At 49.0% G+C, this 23,371-nt stretch carries 14 protein-coding genes; 12 read left to right on the forward strand and 2 right to left on the reverse strand.

What is annotated here, in order from left to right; translation table 11 throughout:
• Nucleotides 1-42 precede the first annotated feature (42 nt).
• Nucleotides 43-1,146, reverse strand: coding sequence for a 2-aminoethylphosphonate--pyruvate transaminase (gene phnW, locus K7B67_RS18145; protein ID WP_252177280.1), 1,104 nt, complete (start codon nucleotides 1,144-1,146; stop codon nucleotides 43-45).
• A gap of 282 nt (nucleotides 1,147-1,428) precedes the next feature.
• Here phnW and phnR point away from each other — a divergent pair, with 282 nt between their 5' ends.
• The 6 genes from phnR to K7B67_RS18175 all read left to right on the forward strand — a co-directional run bounded on the left by phnR (nucleotide 1,429) and on the right by K7B67_RS18175 (nucleotide 8,129).
• A complete protein-coding gene (gene phnR / locus K7B67_RS18150; protein ID WP_252177281.1) occupies nucleotides 1,429-2,169 on the forward strand; it encodes a phosphonate utilization transcriptional regulator PhnR in 741 nt (246 codons plus the stop codon).
• Nucleotides 2,170-2,212: 43 nt separating this feature from the next.
• Entirely contained in the window at nucleotides 2,213-2,881 is a 669-nt protein-coding gene (locus K7B67_RS18155) for a phosphonatase-like hydrolase (protein WP_252177282.1), read from the forward strand.
• 16 nt (nucleotides 2,882-2,897) lie between these two features.
• The gene (locus K7B67_RS18160) at nucleotides 2,898-4,031 is read left to right on the forward strand and encodes a TIGR03364 family FAD-dependent oxidoreductase (RefSeq protein WP_252177283.1); all 1,134 of its coding nucleotides are present in this window, start codon (nucleotides 2,898-2,900) and stop codon (nucleotides 4,029-4,031) included.
• Nucleotides 4,032-4,208: 177 nt separating this feature from the next.
• Complete coding sequence (locus K7B67_RS18165) at nucleotides 4,209-5,231, forward strand: putative 2-aminoethylphosphonate ABC transporter substrate-binding protein (RefSeq protein WP_252177284.1); 1,023 nt, start codon at nucleotides 4,209-4,211, stop codon at nucleotides 5,229-5,231.
• Nucleotides 5,232-5,326: 95 nt separating this feature from the next.
• Nucleotides 5,327-6,385, forward strand: coding sequence for a putative 2-aminoethylphosphonate ABC transporter ATP-binding protein (locus tag K7B67_RS18170; protein ID WP_252177285.1), 1,059 nt, complete (start codon nucleotides 5,327-5,329; stop codon nucleotides 6,383-6,385).
• A complete protein-coding gene (locus K7B67_RS18175) occupies nucleotides 6,366-8,129 on the forward strand; it encodes a putative 2-aminoethylphosphonate ABC transporter permease subunit (protein ID WP_252177286.1) in 1,764 nt (587 codons plus the stop codon). Before K7B67_RS18170 ends, K7B67_RS18175 begins: the two co-directional genes overlap by 20 nt.
• 122 nt (nucleotides 8,130-8,251) lie before the next feature.
• On the opposite strand, the gene K7B67_RS18180 is transcribed toward K7B67_RS18175, so the two are convergent.
• Nucleotides 8,252-9,022 carry a DUF1028 domain-containing protein gene (locus K7B67_RS18180; protein WP_346658237.1) on the reverse strand — a complete coding sequence of 257 codons (771 nt, stop codon included), beginning with the start codon at nucleotides 9,020-9,022 and terminating at the stop codon, nucleotides 8,252-8,254.
• Between the two features lie 316 nt (nucleotides 9,023-9,338).
• Here K7B67_RS18180 and rhuM point away from each other — a divergent pair, with 316 nt between their 5' ends.
• The 6 genes from rhuM (at nucleotide 9,339) to K7B67_RS18210 (ending at nucleotide 23,336) form a co-directional block, all read left to right on the forward strand.
• The gene (rhuM, locus tag K7B67_RS18185) at nucleotides 9,339-10,334 is read left to right on the forward strand and encodes a RhuM family protein (protein WP_252177288.1); all 996 of its coding nucleotides are present in this window, start codon (nucleotides 9,339-9,341) and stop codon (nucleotides 10,332-10,334) included.
• 291 nt (nucleotides 10,335-10,625) lie between these two features.
• Nucleotides 10,626-11,117 carry a hypothetical protein gene (locus tag K7B67_RS18190; protein ID WP_252177289.1) on the forward strand — a complete coding sequence of 164 codons (492 nt, stop codon included), beginning with the start codon at nucleotides 10,626-10,628 and terminating at the stop codon, nucleotides 11,115-11,117.
• Nucleotides 11,118-11,459: 342 nt separating this feature from the next.
• Nucleotides 11,460-13,472, forward strand: coding sequence for a DNA helicase Rep (gene rep, locus K7B67_RS18195; protein WP_252177290.1), 2,013 nt, complete (start codon nucleotides 11,460-11,462; stop codon nucleotides 13,470-13,472).
• Between the two features lie 146 nt (nucleotides 13,473-13,618).
• A complete protein-coding gene (locus K7B67_RS18200) occupies nucleotides 13,619-17,281 on the forward strand; it encodes a hypothetical protein (RefSeq protein ID WP_252177291.1) in 3,663 nt (1,220 codons plus the stop codon).
• A 133-nt stretch (nucleotides 17,282-17,414) separates the two neighbouring features.
• Nucleotides 17,415-20,477: a hypothetical protein gene (locus tag K7B67_RS18205; protein WP_252177292.1), complete on the forward strand. Its 3,063-nt coding sequence runs from the start codon at nucleotides 17,415-17,417 to the stop codon at nucleotides 20,475-20,477.
• A 96-nt stretch (nucleotides 20,478-20,573) separates the two neighbouring features.
• On the forward strand, nucleotides 20,574-23,336 hold the full coding sequence (locus K7B67_RS18210) for a hypothetical protein (RefSeq protein ID WP_252177293.1): 2,763 nt from the start codon (nucleotides 20,574-20,576) through the stop codon (nucleotides 23,334-23,336).
• Nucleotides 23,337-23,371 lie beyond the last annotated feature (35 nt).

Raw genomic sequence — 23,371 nt, forward strand, 5'->3', positions numbered from 1 at the left:
AATCAGTCCGCGCTTAATTCCGAACTGATATCCTCGACAACATCAACGCTCCTGCCAGTACATGCTTTCGGAAACGGCTTTAATCAGTCGACTGATGTCTTCTGGATACACTTCACCGATATTACCAATTCTGAAACAGTCGGCATCCGACACTTTACCGGGATAAATAACAAAACCTTTCGCTTTCAGCTGTTCATAAAAGCGCAAGAAGTCATAATCCGGATGCTCCGGCGAGTAGAAAGAAGTAATAAACGGCGAGTGCAGTTTATTGTCTAACAGGCACTTGAAGCCCAGCTCATTCATACCCTGAACCAGCAAGCTCTGATTGCTGGAGTAACGCTGGTGACGAGCCGCAATGCCACCCTCTTCATTCAGCTCAGCCAATGCCTGATGGAAAGCCCTGACGGTATGAGTGGGAGAGGTAAAGCGCCACTTGCCATTATTTTTTTCCATGCATTGCCACTGATCGTAGAGATCCAGAGACAGGGAGCGGGCTCGCCCTTCACACTGAGACAACAGAGAACGACGGGCAATAACAAAGCCAAAACCGGGAACACCCTGAATGCACTTGTTGGCAGAGCTGATCAGAAAATCAATGCCCAGTCCGGCCAGATCAATGGGGACACCACCAAAGCTGCTCATGGCATCAACAATCAGAACCCGGTCGTGTTTCTTAACCACGGGTGCCACGGCTTCAATAGGGTTCAACATCCCGGTAGTGGTTTCACAATGAACGACAGCGACATGGGTGATTGCCTGGTCTTCAGACAGTATCTGTTCAACTTCTTCAGGCGTTGGCGGATTAATCTCACCACAATTCAGCACGCTGTGAGGAATCTTCAGATACTCAGCAATCTGGGCAATGCGGGCACCGTAAGCGCCATTATTAATGACCAGCAACTTACCTTCATCAGGAATCACCGAGCCAATCGTTGCTTCGACCGAAGCGGTGCCGCTGCCCTGCATAAGCACAGCGGTGTAGTCTTCAGTATCCGAGGCCAGTTTAATCAGTTGACTGCGGATTTCTTCAACGACACCAAGATTGTAATCGTCATCCCAGGTGCACCAGTCACGCAGCATCGCTTCGCGGACACTGGTTGACGTCGAGAGAGGCCCCGGAGTTAACAGGAGATAGGGATTTTCCAAACTCTTTTCTTGCACAGCTGGCACGTCTTTTGTGGATACGGCTTTCATAGGACACCCATAGAAACAGAAACTTCAATCATCTGGTATATACCAATTTGCGTAAAATCATGACGGCGAGACTTTTTCCTGTAAATACCCAACAGGCACGTTTCATAAAAACTTCATATTTCCCCCATCAAAAACCCTTCATTTTCATAAAAACAATCATTTAATTGTCATAAAAGCGGTTTAAAATGGTATATACCAGATGAGAATCCATTGACCCTCAAGAGAACCGTATTCATGGGACAGGGAAAAAGTCAGTATCAAATCATCCGTACTGCCCTGAACGAGCAGATCGAAAGTGGTGTATTAAAGCCGGGGAGCAAACTGCCCTCGGAGCGATTGTTGAGTGAACAATTCAGCACCACCCGCGTTACGCTCAGGGAATCTCTGTCGTCTATGGAAGCCGACGGACTGGTCTATCGCGAAGATCGCATAGGCTGGTTTGTCTCTCCGGAAAGAGTGACCTATGATCCCACGGTGAATACTAACTTTCATACCATGGTCAGCCACCAGGGCAGAGTACCGGGCACCCGGATGCTCCATGCCGATCGGATACCGGCCCCTGCCCGAGTGCAAAAATTGCTTGAGGTGACACCTCTGACCTCGGTGTATCGACTGCAACGCCTTCGTTCAGTGGATGGCCGAAATGTCCTGTACATTGAAAATTACATGAATCCTGCCTACTTCCCGGGCCTGCTGGAACACGATCTGTCCCAATCGCTGTCTGATATCTATCGGGAACATTACAACCGCCACTACACCCGGGTTCGTTTCAGATTGTACCCGGTGGGCCTGAATGCCGAGGCGTCTTCTCACCTCAAAGTCACCACAGGCAGCTCCGGATTGCTGATTGAGCGAACCAACTACGACCAGTCCGGTGTCCTGATTGACTGTGACTTTGAATATTGGCGACAGGATGCAGTGGTGATTGCCGCTGACACCACTGTCAATTCGAACATTTCAAACAATTCGAACTAAACGTCCATCACCTTTTAACCCTGACAACTGAAAAGAGGTCAACATGAGCAAAATTCAACTCGCCGTTTTTGATATGGCTGGCACTACCGTTAATGAAGACAACGTCGTTTACAAAACGGTTCAAAAAAGTCTTGTCGATGCTGGTTATGACTTCACCCTGGATGAAGTTCTTGAGCACGGTGCCGGCAAAGAGAAACATCAGGCCATAAAAGACACTCTGTCTTCCAAAGGCTTCGACCATTCCGAGTCAGAGCAAATCTTCCAGTCTTTTAAGCAACAACTGACCCAGGCTTATGAAGAACTGGCAGTAACCTCCTTCGACGGCGTCCCCGAACTGTTGAAAGAGCTGCGCGCCCGAGACATCAAGGTCGCACTCAACACCGGCTACAGCCGCCAGGTGGCAACAGGGCTGCTAGAAAAGATGAACTGGCTGCCCGGTGTCGAATTTGATGCCCTGATCACAGCGGATGATGTCACAAACGGCAGACCGGCACCCGACATGATTGAGCTGGCTATGGAAAAAACCGGTATCCACGACAGTTCAAAGGTACTTAAAGCAGGCGATTCGGCCATTGATATTGAGGAAGGAAAAAACGCCCACTGCGGTTTCACCGTTGGTGTGACCACGGGCGCCCAGACTCGCGAGCAACTGGCTGCGGCCTCTCCAACTCTGGTGCTTGATCACTTAGCCGACATCCTGAAGCACATTTAAACGCCGGGAGACTCCTTTGAAATACGATTTAATGGTGGTCGGTGCCGGTATTCTCGGTGCTTTTCATGCCTACGCAGCGGCGAAGCGGGGCTATAAAGTCCTGCTGGTTGAAAAAGACAGTCAACCGGTTCAGGCCACTGTCAGAAACTTTGGTCAGGTGATCCCGTCGGGCATGACCGCAGACCTGTTGCCAACAGCACTGAACTCTCTTGACATTTATCAAACCCTGCAGGATCAGTTTGATATTTCAGCCCGGAGAAATGGCAGTTGCTATATGGCCTCCGATGAGCAGGAGCTGGCGATGCTGCAAGAGCTGCATCAACAACACCAGCAAACTGGCTATCCATCATCGCTGCTTAGCCGTGATGAGGTGATCCGTGCCAACCCTGCCGTCAGGAAAAGTTATGTCAAAGGAGCCCTGTTCTTTCCGGAAGAATTCAGCGTTAATCCTCTGCAACTGGTTTACCGAATTATTGAGTTTATTCAGCAGGAATACGGGGTTGAATACCGACCCAACACCCGGATCATTGCCATGGAAACCGGGCAGGACGAAGTCATCAGTCGGGATTCAGCAGGCGATCAATACCGGGCTGCAAAAGCAATGGTCTGTAACGGGCATGACTTCAAAACCCTGTTTCCATCGCGTTTCCTGAACAGCGATATTGAGCTGGTGAAGCTGCAAATGATGCGTACCAAACCCCTGCAGAGCGTCAGTCTCAAGGGCAATTTGCTCTCTGGCAGAAGTATCAGGCGCTATGAGAGCTTTCGCAACCTGCCTTCCTGGCGTGCCGGAGAAGCGGATTCAGAGCTGGATAAATACGGGGTTCATATTCTGTTTAAACAGGAGCTGGACGGGTCGATCATCATTGGTGATTCACACGAGTACGCCGATGCCCGTGAGGCAGAAAAGCTTTCCTTCACACTGAATCAATCCCTCAACGAACGGATGCTGACAGAAGCCAGAAACATTGTTGAGCTGCCTTGCTGGGATATCGCACAATACTGGGCAGGCTATTACTGCCAGAGTAAAACCGATCATTATTATCAGGACGATATAGACGACAAAATTCATTTTCTCACGGCTATCGGCGGCAAGGGCATGACCCTGGCTCCTGGCATTGCAGAAAAGAATATTGCCGGTATTTTCTAAAAATACGTCACCCACCTTTTATTACCAGGTGGGTGATTCCCCTCCTTCCCTTATTTCTCACAATGTAACAAAGCCGAAAAAGATCTGTAATATTTTAGTCATTTCTCTCTCGTAGAATCCTCTCATCACTTTTGGTCTAAACCAGCATCAAACCATTGCCTGACTGGAGAGAGCCCCATGAAAAAGCGTATAACGGCCCTGGCCCTTGCAGCAACGTCGATTTTCAGCGCCTCATCTTTTGCCGCGTCCCCTGTGGAGCTGACGGTTTACACGGCTTTCGAATCCGACCTTCTGGATCGCTATAAGAAAGCCTTTGAGCAGGAAAACCCCGATATCAGCATCAAATGGGTACGGGACTCCACCGGTATCATGACTGCCAAACTGCTGGCAGAAAAAGAAAACAGCCGGGCAGATGTCGTATGGGGCCTGGCCGGTTCCAGCATGGCATTGCTGAAGGATGAAGGCGTGCTGGACAGCTACAAACCCAAAGGTCTGGGTGACATCAAGGCTGAGCTGGTGGACCCTGAAACGGGTAAAGCCTGGTTTGGTAATCAGGCTTACTTCAACGTTATTTGCTACAACGAAGCAGTCGCCGAAGCCAAAAACCTGCCTAAGCCTGACTCCTGGCAGGACCTGCTGGATCCGGTCTATCAAGGTCAGATTGCCATGCCTAACCCGGCCTCTTCCGGCACTGGCTATATGCAGGTTTCCGCCTGGCTGCAAAGCATGGGCGACGACAAGGGCTGGGCTTATATGGATAAGCTGAACAGCAACATTGCCCAGTACACTCACTCCGGTTCCAAGCCCTGTGTCCAGGCGGCCATGGGTGAAGTAGCCATCGGTATTTCCCAGGCCATTCGTGGCGCTCAACTGAAAAACCAGGGCGCACCACTGGATCTGATTCTGCCTGAAGGTGGTATTGGCTGGGATGTGGAATCCGTCGGTCTGGTGGCAGGCACCGATCAGGCTGAAGCTGCGAAAAAACTGATCGACTGGTCGCTGAGCAAAGAAGCCAATGTGGAATACGCTGAAGCTTATGCCGTTGTCGGTCATGAAGACGTCAAGAAAGAAGTCGCCAACTACCCGGATGTAGAAAGCGCTATGGTGGATCTGGACTTTGGTGAAATGGCCAATGATCGTGAGGCGGTGCTCGCAGAATGGTCCAAGCGTTTCGACCACATGTCTGAACCTAAGTCGTGAAGTCTCACTAGTTATCTAGTTATATAGAAAGCGCCGTTTACTCCTTAACGGGAATAAACGGCTTTTCAGGTTTGGAGCTTTAGGAAGTTTACGCTATGCAACCCTTTCTCACTATCGAAAACCTGGGGAAACGCTTTGGCGATTTCACCGCCCTCGAAGAGATTTCCCTGTCCGTTAACAAAGGTGAATTCATCTGTTTTCTCGGCCCTTCTGGCTGCGGAAAGACGACACTGTTGAGAATGATTGCCGGACTGGAAGCCTGCCAACAGGGAGAGATCTGGCAGGATGGCACTAACATCACCGCGCTCCCACCTGAACAAAGAGACTTCGGTATTGTCTTTCAATCCTATGCCCTGTTCCCCAACCTGAGCGTCGCAGAGAATATTGGTTTTGGTTTGAAAAACCAGGGTCAGTCCAGGCAGGACGTTGAGAAGACTGTTAACGAATGGCTGGACATTATCGGTCTGCCGGATTCCGGCCCCAAATTTCCGTCCCAGCTTTCCGGCGGCCAGCAACAACGTGTCGCACTGGCAAGGGCTCTGGCACTCTCTCCGGGATTGTTATTGCTCGATGAACCACTCTCTGCCCTGGATGCCAAGGTCAGAATTAAATTGCGGGAAACCATCTGTAAACTGCAAAGAAAACTGGGCATCACCACCATTATGGTGACCCATGACCAGGAAGAAGCCATGGCCATGGCGGATCGCATTGTGGTCATGAATCACGGACATATTGAACAGATCGGCACACCGGAAGAAATTTATAAGCACCCGGCCTCTCGCTTCGTGGCTGAATTTGTCGGTGCCATGAACTTTCTGGAAGGCAACACCAACAACCAGAATCAGGTCATGCTGGCCAACCAGACACTGTCTCTGCCAGTGGCTGAATCAACAGCAAGAAAAGTCACTCTGGGGATTCGTCCGGAAGACTTTAGTTTTACTGAAGGCCCGTCGGCACTGCCGGTCAGTGTTGAAAGCCTGGAGTTCCAGGGTTCTTTTGTTCGTGCCGAGTGCAGCCCGGTGGGCTGGAGCAGTGAACGACTGATCAAGGTCGATGTACCTATCCACCAGCTGGCCGGTCTGGAGCTGGAAGCGGGGAGCCTGAGTCGGCTGTCCCTGAGTGAAAAACATATCCATGTCTTCCCTGCCGCATGACGAGTCCGCTTTGACTATGAGTATCTCCACACACACACCAGCGGGCGCAAACGCTCCAGTACAGAGCCGGAAACCTCTGCTGCCAGCCATCGGCAAGGATCAATGGATTCTTGGGCTGGTGATCGGAGCGGTTGCTCTTTATCTGATTATTTCCCTGCTGCTGCCACTTCTGTCCATGCTGGCAAGAAGTGTGCAGGACAGCGATGGCGCTTTTGTTGGTCTGAGTTACTTTGCTGAGTATCTTGGCAACCCGGCCCTGAGCCAGTCCATTGGCAATACGCTGAAAGCCGGTATTATTGTTACGACAATCGTCGTTAGTTTGTCATTCCTGTTTGCCTACGGACTGACACGCACCCAAATGCCCTTCAAACCCGTCTTCAAAGTATTGGGCATGTTACCCATCCTGGCACCCTCGCTGCTGCCTGCCATTAGTATGATTTATCTGTTTGGCAACCAGGGTGTCGCTGTAGACTTGCTATTCGGTCACTCGATTTATGGCCTGCCCGGTATTGTTATGGGTCTGGCTTTCTGGACCTTTCCCCATGCCCTGTTGATTCTTACCACGGCGCTGTCCACCTCCGACGCCAGACTCTATGAAGCAGCACGCTCCATGGGTACGTCTCCGTTTAAAACCTTTATGACTGTCACGCTGCCAGCGGCCAAGTTTGGTCTGATCAGTACGGTCACTGTCGTTTTCACCCTGGTGGTGACCGACTTTGGTGTCCCAAAAGTGATTGGGGCCCAGTACAACGTACTGGCTACCGACATCTACAAACAGGTGGCCGGTCAACAGAACTTTGCCATGGGTGCTGTCATCAGTGTGCTGTTGCTGATCCCCGCCCTGTTGGCGTTTGTGATTGATCACAGAGTTCAGAAAAAACAGAAAGAATTGTTTGGCGCTCGCTCCGTCAACTTTGTGCCTGAGCGAAATCCTGTGAAGGATGGTATTTTCTTCCTGATTTGCAGCCTGATCTGTCTGGCCATTCTGGCCGTGGTGGGTATGGCGATTTATGGCTCGCTGGTCACTTTCTGGCCCTGGAACATGGAGCTGTCTTTAAGCAACTATCAGTTTGAAAAGTTCAGTGCCAATGGCTGGGAGCCCTACTTCAACTCTCTGAAAATGGCGTTCTACACAGCGATTGCCGGAACCCTGATTATTTTCGTTACGGCTTACAATGTGGAAAAAAGTAAGTTGCCTCCCATTTTGAGGAACTTTATCCACATCATGGCCATGTTGCCGATGGCGGTACCGGGTATGGTGCTGGGTCTGGGTTATATCTTCTTCTTTAACCAGGCCGGTAATCCGTTGGGGATACTTTATGGAACCATGACGATTCTGGTCATCAATACGGTGGCTCACTACTTCACGGTGGGGCACCTGACAGCATTGACGGCCCTGAAGAAGTTGCCCGCTGAGATTGAGCAGGTAGCGGCATCACTGAAGATCCCGCAATACAAAGCCTTCCTGAAAGTCTCCCTGCCGGTCTGCACACCTGCTTTGCTGGATATAGCGATCTATCTTTTTGTTAACGCCCTGACTACTACGTCGGCTGTCGTTTTCCTTTACTCTACCGATACCATGCTGGCTTCCGTTTCAGTACTGAACATGGAAGATGCCGGACAAACCGGCCCGGCTGCGGCCATGGCGGTGTTGATTCTGGTCACAGCTGCCAGCGTTAAGATAGCTCATATGACGTTGGGTAAGTTGCTGTTGAACAGGACCCAGAAGTGGAAGCAATCCTGAAGCTGCTTTGAGGAACGTTTAATCCCCTTCCCTGAATCCGGTCAGATTGCTGGCCGGTTTTTCAACAACCTGTGGCCCGTGGGAACGGGATGAAAGGTTTCGTCGATCAGGATTTATAGGCCTTAATGCATCTGCTTCCCAAAAACGGAGGATTTCCAGCCATCAAACTGAACCTGAAGCTCATTGATCGGATCGACACCTGCGGGAACGGACTCTATGACTAAATCAACATGATAGTACTCTTCGGTGTCATCAGGTCGAGCCACCACCAAAAAAGAAAATAATGAGGAAACCCCTTTAGAAGAACAGCGGCGGTCTGCACCCGCAAAATGAGCCCCCTGCATAGCGGCCATGAGTTTATCAGCCAGACTGCCCTGGGTACTGTTAAAGTTATTCTCCATATTATCAAGTACCATTTCATTCAATAGAGTATTTCCCTGGATCACATAATAGCTTCCCCTACGATGTCCTTTCATATCGCCGGAATTGTCTCCCGTAAAAACAGAAGAGCGTGGATGATTGGCGGCATCAAAATCAACAATACCGTACTGCCGGGTAGATGGGTCATTGCTCACGTCATTGGCCAATAGCCAACGAATGATTTGGTCAGGACTCATACCCTCGTCCATCTTTTTGCTGGCATTTTCCTGATTGGTTGAATGATAAAAAGCCTGGGTCATAATGACACCTCTACCCGGATGCAGCCATAACATGGAATCGGCCTCCAGACCTGGGTTCTCGCTTAGATTAGTACAGGATGCCCCGGCAGCCCCGACTTCTCGGGTAACAGGATCAACGGCAGCGATAGAAAAAGTACCCTGAGCAGCTAAAGAGACTGACAGCAGTGACAGTACACCGAAAATAAAACGAAAGTTCATAATCTTAAAAACCATTTGAATTAGTACAGAGACCTGTAACTAGAATGAGACCAGAGAACCTTTGATGTCAATTTTAAAACAGGTAACGGCACAGCCAGATGACTGGTATACGCAGAGTTAGACAACTGAACACTTCGTGTCTATAAATGGCGTGAGCTTTTCGAAAATTGTATTTGGGAGTCCGGTAGGTGTGGAGACGGCCTTGCAGTTTCACAAAGCCTTCCCAAACAACTAACCAAACGGGAAAGCCTGTTAGTTTAGAGTCACACCTATACGAGTCAGTCTTTTTGTACGATGTTTATCACCTAACAATCAGAACAGAGAGTAATCAATGCATTCAGACTCTAACGAGGTTCAGATCTTTACTACTGACTCAGGAAGCATCCATGTTCAGCTTGCCCAACAAAACGTCTGGTTAACCCAACGTCAAATGGGTGAATTGTTTGGAACAACAGCAGAAAATATTCTGATACACCTGAAAAATATCTATAAAAATCAAGAGATTGAAGAGTTCTCAACTTCTAAAGATTTCTTAGTTGTTCAAAAAGAAGGCAAGCGGCAGGTACGCCGAAACTTAAAACATTACGATCTTGATGCCATTATTTCTGTTGGTTATCGAGTCAATTCAAAAAGGGCAGTTCAATTCCGTCGATGGGCAACAGGTATTCTGAACGACCACCTTACCCACGGCTTCTCCATCAACCAGCAACGGTTTGAAGAAAATGCCAAAGAGCTCGAAGCCGCTTTAGCTCTTGTTCGCAAAGCGGCAGCGACGCCGGAACTGAAAGCAGAAGCAGGTCGGGGGCTGGTTGAAATCGTCAGTCGGTACACTCAGACCTTTCTCTGGCTGCAACGTTACGATGAAGGCTTGTTGATCGAACCAGCAGGTCAGCCCGGCGGCACCCTGATTGATGAGCATCGGGCTATGACATCATTAAGCGAACTGAAAAAGCAGTTAATTCAACGAGGGGAGGCCACAGAGCTGTTTGCAAAACCCCGGAATGATGGTTTAGCTGCATTACTGGGAAACCTGGATCAGACGGCTTTTGGAGAACCTGCCTATCCCACTATAGAGAGCAAAGCGGCACACTTGCTGTATTTTGTAGTCAAAAACCATCCATTTGTGGATGGCAACAAGCGCAGTGGTGCTTTTCTATTTGTCGACTTTTTATATCGCAATGGTCGTCTGATGAATGAGGATGAACAGCCGGTTATCAACGACACAGGTCTTGCAGCATTAACTCTGCTGGTTGCAGAATCAGACCCAAAACAGAAAGACACTCTTATTCGCTTGATTATGAATATGCTGACTCCTGAGGCAGCCTGACCATACAAAGTTTACAGGCTAATGCATCAGCTTCCCGGAAACAGAGGCTTTCTACTCATCAAACTGAACCTCAAGCTCATTGATTGGATCCAGTAGGCCACCACCAAAAAAGAAAATAATAAGGAAACCGCTTTAGAAGAACAGCGGCGGTCTGCACCCGCAAAATAAGCCCCCTGCATAGCGGCCATAAGTTTATCAGCCAGATGACTGGTATACGCAGAGTTAGACAACTGAACACTTCGTGTCTATAAATAGTGCGAACTTTTCGAAAATTGTATTATGAGAGACTTTATGACAATTAAACATGTATTGGTGCTTTTCTTCGTAATAATTTCAAATATATGTCATGCCGACATGGAACAAGATCTTGAAGAAATAAAAAAAAGCATGGAGTTAGCCAACGAAAAAATAGAAAAGACAAAAATTAGATTAAGCATGACACAGCTTCGAGTGTCTGACCCTTTAGCGGCTTCAGCAGGCTTTGGCTTCATGTTTTATCCTACCTCGCAAATGCACCCGGAAGCAGGAGGTGAGTTAAATGAAGCTATAGCCTATATCACAAAGGCTTTAAGGCATATAAATTTTTTTGCAGAAAGCTATCCAGGGTGTAAACAAGCCGTAACACTATTAAATCTTCACACCTCTGTGCACGATCAACTAGAACATGTTTCGCTTGAGAGTGATGTGCTATTAGCAATACCATCAACTTCTGAAATAAAGGGTCAGCTTGTGAAGGTTGAAGACATAGCAAAAAAAATCAACTTTGAGCTGAGCAGAATTTAGAAGAACAGTGGTGATCTGCACTCGCAAAATTAGTCCCCTGCACGGCAGCCATAGGTTTATCAGCCAAACTGCCCTGTAAAGTCTGTGCCAACCACCCTTCGACTCCGCTCAGGGTGAACGGAGCTTGGGTGCCATTAATAGAGGGAACCCATCAATTACATTGAAAGCGTGTACTAATTTGTTGGGTGAGGTATGCATTCCCACGCTGGAGCCTGGGAACGAGGGGGTGTTCCGATATCAAACTCATTGAAGTGACGTCCTAGAATCAGTCAACGGCACAGCCGGATTCCTGATATACTCCCTCACTCAGCTCAAACCATAGAAACGACACCAAAGCGACCCGTGCACAGACTCAACGATCGACAGGCCGAAGCCGTCAAATACATTGATACCCCCCTGCTGGTTCTGGCCGGTGCCGGCAGTGGCAAGACCAGTGTCATCACCACCAAAATTGCTTACCTGATTCAGAAATGCGGTATCAATGCCCGCAATATCATTGCCGTGACCTTTACCAACAAGGCCGCACGGGAAATGAAAGAGCGTGTCGGCAAACAGGTCAAAGGCAGAGCCTCCCACGGTTTAACGGTTTCAACCTTTCACAACCTGGGGCTTAACCTGATTCGCAAAGAGTACAAGACGCTGGGTTACAAACCGGGATTTTCCATTTTTGATGCCCAGGATGCCCATGCCCTGATAGGCGAGCTGATGCAGCGGGAAATGGGATCGGACGAAGAAAGTGTCGATGCCGTCCAGCACACCATCTCCAACTGGAAAAATGACCTGATTCTGCCGCCGCAGGCTCTGGCCAATGCCCGCCAACCCAACGAGCAACTCGCCGCCAGAGTTTATGAGCACTATAACCGCACGTTAAAAGCCTTTAATGCGGTAGACTTTGATGACCTGATTTTGCAGCCGGTCATGCTGTTTCGTGAGCATCCGGAGGTTCTGGCGCGCTGGCAAAATAAAACGCACTATGTACTAGTGGACGAATACCAGGATACCAATGGCGCTCAGTATGAATTAATCAGCCGACTGGTAGGAGACCGGGGCAAACTCACCGTGGTGGGGGACGACGATCAGTCGATCTACGCCTGGCGCGGTGCCCGCCCTGAAAACCTGGCCCTGCTCAAGGACGATTACCCTGCCCTGAGAGTCATCAAGCTTGAGCAGAATTACCGCTCCACCAGCCGTATCCTGAAAGCTGCCAATACTTTGATTGCCAATAACCCCCACGTGTTTGAAAAAACACTGTGGAGTGAGCTGGGCATGGGCGACATGATTCGAGTCATTCGCTGCCGTAACGATGAGATGGAATGTGAACGCATCGCTACCGAGATACTGACCCAGAAATTAAAAAATGGTACCAACTGGAAAGATTATGCGGTGCTGTATCGGGGCAACTTCCAGTCCCGACTGCTGGAAATGAAGCTTCAGCATCATCAGATTCCTTACCATATCAATGGCGGCACCTCATTCTTCGCCCGGGCTGAAGTCAAAGATATGATGGCTTATCTCAGGCTGCTGGTGAATCAGGATGACGACAACGCCTTCCTGCGAGTGGTTAACGTCCCCCGTCGTGAAATAGGCCCGGCTACTTTGGAAAAACTGGGCAATTACGCCGGTACTCACAACATGAGCCTTTTTGCCGCTTCACAGGAAATGGGCCTTCAGGAAGCGCTCTCTGCCAAGTATGTGGAGAAACTGCGCAACTTTACCCAGTGGCTGGATTCGGTCTCCCGTCGCTGCCAGACCGATGAAGATCCCATTGCTGCGATCCGGGAAATGATCGCCGACTGCGACTACGAAAGCTGGCTGATGCAGACCACAGCAACGCCCGCAGGTGCAGAGAAACGCATGGGCAATGTCTGGTTCCTGATCGATTCGCTGCAACAGACTCTGGAACGAGGCGACGAAGACGCTACAGTAGCAGACGCCATCGCCCGTCTGATCCTCAGAGATATGATGGAACGGCAGGAAGAGGAAGAAGATAACGACAAGGTACAGTTATTAACACTTCATGCCTCCAAGGGGCTTGAGTACCCTTATGTCTTTATGATGGGTATGGAAGAGGACCTTCTGCCCCACCGTACCAGCATTGAAGAAGACAATATCGAAGAAGAACGACGACTGACTTACGTTGGCATCACCCGTGCCAGAAAGACCTTGACCATGACACTGGCAGGTCAGCGCAAGCAGTACGGTGAAATCATCGACACCACCCCCAGTCGCTTTCTGGACGAACTGCCACAGGAAGACCTGGAATATATGGGCTTTGGCGAGAAAGCCAGTCAGGAACAAAATGCCCTGACCGGTAACGCAGCCCTGGCGATGTTACGCAGCCGACTGAGTGACTGAATAGCCATCCCTCCAGTTGCTGACGGGTTGCCCTGTAAATTCGATAACAAAATCTGCCGACATGTTCCTGCACGATGGCTTCTTATGGTCTATATACACGAATACGAATACGAGTAATTCTCATCATTTTTTCATGGTATTCAGTCATGAATATAAGCCTGATAAAACGTCAAAGCTGGCAAAACCTGACCATTCATAAAAAACTGCCTGTCTTGTTACTGTCACTTGTCGTCTTTTTTCCTAACCGGAGCAGTTTGGCCAACACGATTGAGCTGGACAATAATAATTTCAATCAATATCTGAATGCCGACCATCCGGTCAAAGGCCGCTATCGGTTGATCAGTGATATTGACCTGAGCCGGTTTCTCTGGAAGCCCGTCGGTAATGCTTCCGTTCCGTTTTCTCTCACCCTGGATGGCGATGGCCACGTGATTTCCGGCCTTGAAGTTTCAACCTCAGCAGATAACACTGCCTCAGGCTTGTTCGGGTCGCTGCACAACAGCACTATCAGACAGATCCTGCTTAAACAGCCAAAAGTAACCAGTTCTGGAAATACCAGTCCGGCGGGGGCACTCGTGGGTGAGTTGAGAGGCAGCAGGGTTGAAGAGGTGGTTAATTATGCCGGAACCATCCGAACGGGCGGTATCCGAACGGGCGGTTTTCACAGTCATGGCGGAGGTCTGGCGGGCAGTGTTTCTGATAGCACCATACGTAATTGTGTGAACACCGGCGCTGTGACCACAACCAGAAGCGCCAGCGCAGGCGGTATTGCCGGATTGGCCGATCAATCATCTTCTGTTTCAAATGACCTGAATACCGGAAAAATCATCTCCAGGTATCCACTCTCCTCGCCTGCCGGCGGCGTTGTTGGAACACTGAAAAGCAACAGTATCGCTAACAATAATATGAATACCGGTGAAGTGAGTGTCAGCCATACCGAACATTCCGGGGGAATTGCAGGAGAAGCAGAAACAGCCGAGGTATCGTATAACCTGAATACGGGTAAAATTGCCTCGGATTATTTGATAGGGTTCCGATATCAATACAGCGAAGGCGGCAGCAGTGGCGGAATAGTGGGGAAAAGCTTCAGACACACCCAGATCAAACAGAACCTTAATACAGGTAGCATTGCTTCAAAGTATTCAAGTGCACATGCGGGTGGAATAGCCGGGCAGGCATCCAACACGGATATTGTTCAAAATGTAAATGTCGGAACGGTCACTACTGATGGCAGTATGGCATTTTCTGGCGGTATTGCCGGGGATACTTCCGATAGTAGCAGCATTCATGACAACCTGAATGCCGGAGCAATCAAAGAGAATGGCGCGAGAGGAGCCGTCGGTGGTATTTCCGGGTCCGCCTTCCATTCGGCCTCCGTTTATGACAACGTCAATACGGGGTCAGTTCAGCCAGATAGATTAGCCAGCTATGAAAGCGCCGCAGCCGCAAGACTTTTCCATGAAGGTCGTATTGATAACAACCTGGATACTTTCACGCGGCGTAAAAGTTACCCCAACCCTGCATGGCGTGGATACAATAAAGGTGTCAAAAGACTATCGAAAACCAAGCTCAAATCAGGCTTAAACGGTTTGAGCAGCGAGCTCTGGAATGCCGGTGATGCAACACAACTGCCGATGCTCAAAGGCGTTAACACCCCCTACCGTGACCTTGCCCGAATCAATGGTTCCCGACAGGCAAACAACCAGTTTCCTACCGTCCTGAATGAGTTTGCCGACCCTGGTGGTGCCGCCAATGCGACCTCTTTCAATCGCACTGTCTGGAACGGTCAGGATGGCTATTTACCGTTTCCAAACGCTTTCTTTGAAGCGCAAACATTACTGGCCGGAGTTGATTGCACGCAAGGGGGATTTGACTGCAGCGGGGTAAAGGACATCATGACAACTTTGTCGTCAACGGTACAAACATCAACCGACGAACTGACCACGGATTCTGTCGCTCGCACTTCACCTGCTTCTGAGTCACCATCAGAAGCTTCATCCACTGTCCCATCGTCAGCGGCGCAGTCAACAACCGTCGAATTGACCACGACCTCTGTAGCTCGTGCTTCACCTGCTTCTGAGTCACCATCAGAAGAAGCTTCATCCACTGTTCCACCGTCAACCGCACAGCCAACAACCGGAGAGTTGACTACGGCTTCTGTAGCTCAGACTTCACCTACTTCTGAGTCACCATCAGAAAAAGCTTCGTCCACTGTTCCACCGTCAACCGCACAGACCGCACAGCCAACAACCGGCGAATTGACTACGGCTTCTGTAACTCTTACTTCACCGACTCCTGAGTCACCGTCAGAAGTTTCATCCGCTGTCCCATCGTCATCGGCACAGCCAACAACCAGCGAACTGACTACGACGTCCGCAACTCTTACTTCACCGATTCCTGAGTCACCATCAGAAACTTTATTACGGGATAAGGGTTTATCGTCGTATACAGACCTAGCTGACAACACATCCTCCACAACCTATTCACCCAGCCTTTCGGGTAACTGCCCACTGCCAGAAGGCACACCTCTCTTTCAGACGTATGACCAGGAGAACCAGCGCATATACGTCGTCATTCAGCCTGAGTCGTCTTCTAAAGGGATTCTTCTGGCACGCTATAAAGGCACTGAACTGGATAAACAATTTGGTTTATGCGGTGTTGTGAAATACACAACCACTGTCGACCACGCGATAATACTGGATTCCTTACAGTCTCTGACAGGACAGGTTATTCATGAAACCGCTGGCTCTCATCTTGACATTGTTGCAACAACAACGTCAGGAAAAGTGTCTCTGCTCGAGTTCCCGTTAAGTACTGAGAGATACCGGGCACGATTCACCGTTCGCAACAATGTATTTCCTGAAAATGTTCAAATTAGTGATACCGCTTATCATCAGGGTGTCATGTATTTAACAGGAACCATCGATAACAGCCTGTTTGTTGGCCGCTACCGCCAGGGACGGCTCTATTTTCGTGAAAAGTATCCTGAAGATAAGGAACAAGGACTTCATTTAAAACTCTCCCCGGATGGCAAACACCTTTTTGTATCAGGCAAAAGTGATGAAGATGCGTCCTATTCTCTGTTCTTAAGACAGTACTACAGTGAACAACTGAAACCTGCGGCCTCTTTTGGCAACAATGGCAAAATGATAATGACCACCAGTGACATTGACACGCTCAACAGTCACCAGGACATCCTGATGCAAAAAGACCAGTCCTACGTTGCCGTATTCAGCCCTGAGGAAGAAAAACTTGCTATTCGCCGGTTCGCCACCGACAACGGACAGATGGATAGTGCCTTTATTATTAACGACAGGATTGATTTTTCTTCCCGTACAAAGGGTTCGGCAACAACCGTCAGGCTGATAACAAAGGATGATTTTTTGCACGCCATTATTTACAACAGTGATGGACATGTGAACGTAGTTACTTATCAAAATCAGATTAACGTGCATCGTTTCGACACCACATTTGCACCTGCAGTAGCAAACTCTATGCGCCCGGTTTTTGTGGGTAACAACGCCTATCTGGCCGTTGAAAATGCCGATCTTGAGGAGGGCAGTCGGCTTGTGCGTATGCAAGAAATTTCTCTGGAGCTTGAAAACTACAACTACCAAGAGTCCCCTGTCGCTTTATCGTCTGCAAGATCGTCTGAAGGAATGAGTGGTCTGGAAATCGGGCTTATTGCAGTTAGCAGTGTGACGGTTGCAACGATTGCAGTCATCGTAGCCATTAAGAAATTCAAAAGGCGACTATTTAGATCAGGGATGGAAACCCACGAATTACTCACTTTAGGATACGGCGAATAAAAAAGTCAGGCGGCAGGTTAGGAGCCTGCACAAACTCGAGCCTTTTCCTGATTATCTGCACATTTCTGCGTGATGACGCCCCATAGTCTATATATACAAACGCCAGTACACGGTATCCAGTTGAGGTAAAACGGTGAATAAAATCCTGGCTATCAACAAAAAACCATCTGCACTGTTATTGTCACTTGTCGTTTGTTTTCCAAACTGGAACAGCCGGGCTGACACTATCGAGCTGGACAATAATAATTTCAATCAATATCTGAACGCCGACCATCCGGTCAAAGGTGACTATCAGTTAATCGATAATATTGATCTGAGACGGTTCAAGCCCTGGAGGCCCATCGGCAATAAATCCGTTCCGTATTCTCTCACCCTGTATGGCGACGGCCACGTTATTTCCGGCCTTGACGTTTCAACCTCAGCAAATAACCAGCCCTCAGGCTTGTTCGGTTCATTACAGAACAGCACTATAAGACAGATCCTGCTTAACCAGCCAAAAGTTACCAGCTCCGGAGATGCAAGCCCGGCTGGTGCGCTTGTGGGAGAGATGAAACGGAGCCAGATTGAAGAAGTGGCCAGTTCTGCCGGAGTCATCAAAACAAGCGGTTCCAACAGTCATGCCGGCGGGATAGCGGGCAGTGTTTCTGATAACAGCACCCTACGCAATAGCCTGAACACCGGAACCGTCATCACAATCGGAATGGCCAGCGCCGGCGGCATTACTGGACTCGCCGAGCAGGCATCGGCCATTTCAAACAACCTGAATACCGGAAAAATAACGCCCAGAAACTTACATGACTCACCTGCCGGCGGCATTGTCGGCAGGCTTAAAATCATAAGCGTTGCTTATAACAATCTGAATACCGGTGAGGTTAATGCCGGCCATACCGAAAACTCCGGAGGGATTGCAGGAGAAGCCGAAGCAGCCAGAGTCATAAATAACCTGAACACCGGAAAAATTGCTTCCGATTATTTGGACGGCACTTCCCGCCGGGGGGGTGGTAATGTTGGTGGAATAGTAGGGGAAGCCTCGAGCCACAACCTCATCAGCAACAACCTCAATACCGGTAGTATTTCTGGAAAGTATGGCGCCCACGTAGGTGGCATAACTGGGCGAGCAGTCAATACTTCTGTCGTTCAAAACGTCAATGTCGGGCCTATCACTACCGACGGCAAGTTTACCTACGGAGGAGGTATTGCCGGAAAAACCAGAAGTGGAAGCATTCATGACAACCTTAATGCTGGAGCGGTCACAGGAAAAGGTCCCAGCAGCCCGGTCGCTGGTATTTCAGGAACAGCCCGCCGGGCCAGGGTTTACAATAATGTAAACACAGGGTTGATTGAAACCTATTATGACAACCGAATAAGTGCGGCAGTCGCAAACACTTACAAAGCCAGAGTTGGAGATATTAATAATAACCTGGATACTTTCACAAAGAATCACTCGGAGTCTATTTCCGCATTTGATGGATATAATACAGGTGTCGTTAGAGTATCGAAAGCCGCTCTCAAATCAAACCTCAGCGGGTTGAGCAGCGAGCTCTGGAATGCCGGTGACGCATTCCAGCTGCCAATGCTCAAAGGCATTAATACCCCCTACCGTGAACTTGCTCGAATAAACGGTACCAGGCAGACAAACAATCAGTTTCCCAGAACCCTGAATGAGTTTGCAGACCCTGCTGGTAAGGCAAATGCTACCTTTTTCAGTCGTACTATCTGGAACAGTCAGGATGGCTATTTACCGATTCTAAAAGCTTTTTCCGGATCACAAACATTACTGGCCGGAATTGATTGCACACCCGGGGGGGTTGACTGCAACCAGGAAAAAAACATCAAAACAACCCCTTTAACAACATCATCGTCACCGGAGATTAGCTTTTCGGATAACTGCCCGCCACCGGAAGGCACCCCGCTCTTTCAGACGTATGACCCCCAGAGCCAGCGCATATACGTGGTGATTCAGCCTGAGTCGTCTTCTGAAGGGATTATTCTGGCACGCTATAAAGGCTCTGAACTGGATAAACAATTTGGTTTATGCGGCACTGTGACATACAGAACCTCTATCGACCATGCCAAAATACTGGAATCCTTTCAGTCTCTGACGGGGCAGGTTATCCATGAAACCACAGGTTCTCACTTTGATATTGTTGTAACGACAACGTCAGGAAAAGTGTCTCTGCTCGAGTTCCCGTTAAGTGCTGCTCAGAGACACCGGGCACGATTCACCGTTCGCAACCATGTATTCCCTGAAAATGTTCAAATTAATGATACCGCTTATCATCAGGGTGTCATGTATCTAACAGGAACCCTTGATAACAACCTGTTTGTTGGCCGTTACCTCCAGCGACGCCTCTATTTTCATGAAAAGTATCCTGAAAACAAGGAACAAGGACTTCATTTAAAGCTCTCTCCGGATGGCAAGCGCCTTTATGTAGCGGGCAAAAGCGATGAAGATACAGACTATCCTCTGTTCCTCAGACAGTACGACAGTAAGCAACTAAAACCTGCGGCTGCTTTTGGCAACAAGGGTAAAGAGACATTGGTCACCAATGACATTGACCCAGTCATCAGTCAGCAGGACATCCTGATACAAAAAGATCAGGTCTACGTTGCCGTATTCAACCCTGAGGGGAATGAACTTTTCATTCGCCGGTTCGCCACTGACCACGGGCAGATGGACAGTGCTTTTACTATTGACGACAGAATCGATTTTTCTTCCCCTACACCGGCTTCGTTCGCCACCGTCAGGCTCATGGCAACGGAAGGTTACCTGCACGCCATTATTTACAAAAGTGATGGACAGCTGTCTGTTATCACTTATGAAGATCAGGTCAATATTCATCGTTTCGATACCGCCTTTAAAGCTGCGACAGTGCAGTCTGTACATCCGGTTTTTGTCGGCAATAACGTCTATCTGGCAACTGCAAACGCTGATATTGGAGAAGATGGTCGGCGTGTACGGATGCAGGAAATTTCCCTGGGCCCCGAAAACTACAACCATCCAATATCCCCTGCCGTTTTATCGTCTGTGAAATCGCCTGAGGCTATTCATAGTTGGGGAATTGGCTTTATTACAGCAGCCACTGTGGTGGTTGTAACGGTTGCCGTTGTGGTAGCTATTAAGAAGTTCAAGAGAAAGCCATTTGGATCAGAAACAGACACCCACGAATTGCTACCTTTTGGAGACGACGAATAAGTCCCTCAGATATGCATATTTCAGCATGATAACGCTCCATGGTCTATAAATGTGGGCACACGTAGTTATCATCATTATTTCTATGGTAGTGTCCTGGTGAATAAAATCCTGACTATCAACAAAAAATCGTCTGCACTATTATTGTCGCTTGCCGTTTGTTTTCCAGACTGGAACAGTCGGGCTGCCACTATCGAGCTGGACAATAATAATTTCAATCAATATCTGAACGCCGATCACCCGGTCAAAGGTGACTATCAGTTAATCAGTCATATTGACCTGAGCCAGTTTCTCTGGAAACCCGTTGGCAACACCTCCGCTCCGTTTTCTCTCACCCTCCGTGGCAACGGCTACGTTATTTCCGGCCTCAAGGTGTCAACCTCAACCCATAACACCGCCTCAGGCTTGTTCGGTTCATTGCAGAACAGCACCATCAGGCAGGTTCTGCTCAAGCAGCCAAAAGTGACCAGTTCCGGATTTACCAGCCCGGCAGGTGCGCTTGTGGGAGAGTTGCAAGGCAGCAGGATTGAAGAAGTGGTTAATTATGACGGAGCCGTCAGAACCATCGGTTCTCTCAGTCATGCCGGAGGTATAGCGGGCAGCGTTTCTGACAGCGTTATACACGACAGCATAAACACCGGCACCGTTATCACGACCGCAGATGCCAGCGCAGGTGGCATCGCCGGATTAGCAGTGCAAACATCGTCCCTGTCAAATAACCTGAATACCGGAAAAATAACCACCAGAAATGTATATTCCTCGCCTGCCGGTGGCATTGTCGGAACCCTGAGAAACAACAGCATTGCTAACAACAATGTTAATACCGGTGACGTTAATGTTGGCTTTACCGAATATTCCGGGGGGATTGCAGGACAAGCAGAAGCAGCGAAAGTATTGCATAACCTCAACACTGGAAAAATTTCTTCCGATCATTCGAGAGCCTTCTGCAGGTTAGGTGGCAGCAGTGGCGGAATAGTGGGACATGCCTCAGGGCAAACCCTGGTCAGCAACAATCTCAATACGGGTAGCATTTCCACAAAACGCTGGCGTACCTATGCTGGCGGAATAGCCGGAGACGTGGTCAACGCGCCCGTTGTTGAAAATGTCAATGTCGGAACTGTCACTACTTCCGGTCCTCAGGCATCTGCCGGGGGTATTACCGGGGAGACGGAAGAAACAAGTGTTCAGAACAACCTGAATGCCGGAGCCGTCATAACGAAAGGTGTTAATGGCCATGTCGGTGGTATTACCGGGGCTGCCGCCCGTTCAGCCTCAGTTTACGATAATGTTAATACCGGGCAGGTTAAGGCCCGGGGAGCAGTGAGCTATGTCAGTCCGGCAGCCGCAAGAGTGTACCTGGCAGATCGTGTTGAGCATAATCTGGATACTTTCACAAAGTACCAATGGACCAGTGAGAGGGGCAGTGGACGTAATAAAGGTGTCGTAAGGTTATCGGAAAGTGCTCTTAAATCAAACCTGACCGGATTGAACAGCACGCTCTGGAATGCTGGCGATGCATCGCAGCTGCCAATGCTCAAAGGTATTAATATCCCCTACCATGAACTTGCCCGAATCAGTGGTGCCAAAACAAACCGTCCGTTCCCAACAGCCCTGAATGAGTTTGCAGACCCTGGTGGTTTTGCAAATGCCACCTCTTTTAATCGTACTGTCTGGAGTGCCCGGAGTGGCTATTTACCCTTTCTACTGATTTTCTCCAAATCACAAACCTTATTAGCCGGGATTGACTGCACACAAAAAGGGTTTGCCTGCAACACAGACAGTGACATCTCGCCGACTCCACCAGCCATACAGCCACCCGATTCGCCCGGCCTGTCAAGTCACTGCCCGCCACCAGAAGGCACACCACTCTTTCAAGCCTATGACCGGGAAAACCAGCAGATATACGTTGTTATTCAAGCTGAACCGTCTTCTGAATGGGCGCATGAAAAAATAATTCTGGCACGCTATAAAGGCACTGAGCTGGATCAACAATTTGGTTTGTGCGGCATTGCGACCTACACAACCTCCACCTACCACGCCAGAATACTGAGTTCGTACCCGTCTCTGTTAGCACAGGTTATTCACAAAACCACAGGCTCTTCCCTCAATATTGTTGCACTGACAAGGTCAGGAAAAACGACTCTTTTCGAGTTTCCGTTAACCGCTAACCAAAGAGACCCAGCGCAACTCAACGTAAAACTCAGTCCCGCTGCGACTTCTGAAAACGATGATGAAAAGTTAATGATCCTCAATAACATTGACACGCTCAAGAGTCAGCCGGACATTCTGATACAAAACGACCAGACCTACATTGCCACATTCAGTCTCGGGGAAGGCAAACTTTCTATTCGTCGTTATGCCACTGACAATGCAGAAATGGACAGTTCTTTTGTTATCAACGAATGGATTGATTTTTCTTCCCACACCCCGGACTCATACACCACCGTCAGGCTGATGGCAACGGAAGGTTATCTGCACGCCATTCTTTACAACAGCGATGGACAACTGTCTGTGTTTACTTATAAAGATCAGATAAATATCCGTCGTTTTGACACCACATTCAAACCTGCCCCAGCAAAGTCTATGCGACTGGTATTGGTAGGTAATAAAGCCTACCTGGCCATTGCAAACTCTGATATTGAGGAGGGCAGTCGACAGGTACGGATGCAAAAAATCTCTCTGGGCCTTGAAAACGACAATCGTCAAAAACCCTCTGTCGCGTTATCGTCTTCGGAATTGTCTTCAGTAATGTCTGACTGGCGAATTGAGCTTATTGCAGGGGCTGCTGTAGTGCCTACATTGGCGGTTGCAGTCATTCTGGTCATTAACAAATTTAAAAAAACCAGTAAATTGCGCCCCTGAGGAAATTGGCAAATGGCGTGGTCGGCATGATGGCT

Origin of the sequence: Endozoicomonas sp. 4G (genome assembly GCF_023822025.1) — a bacterium.
Lineage (GTDB): Bacteria > Pseudomonadota > Gammaproteobacteria > Pseudomonadales > Endozoicomonadaceae > Endozoicomonas_A.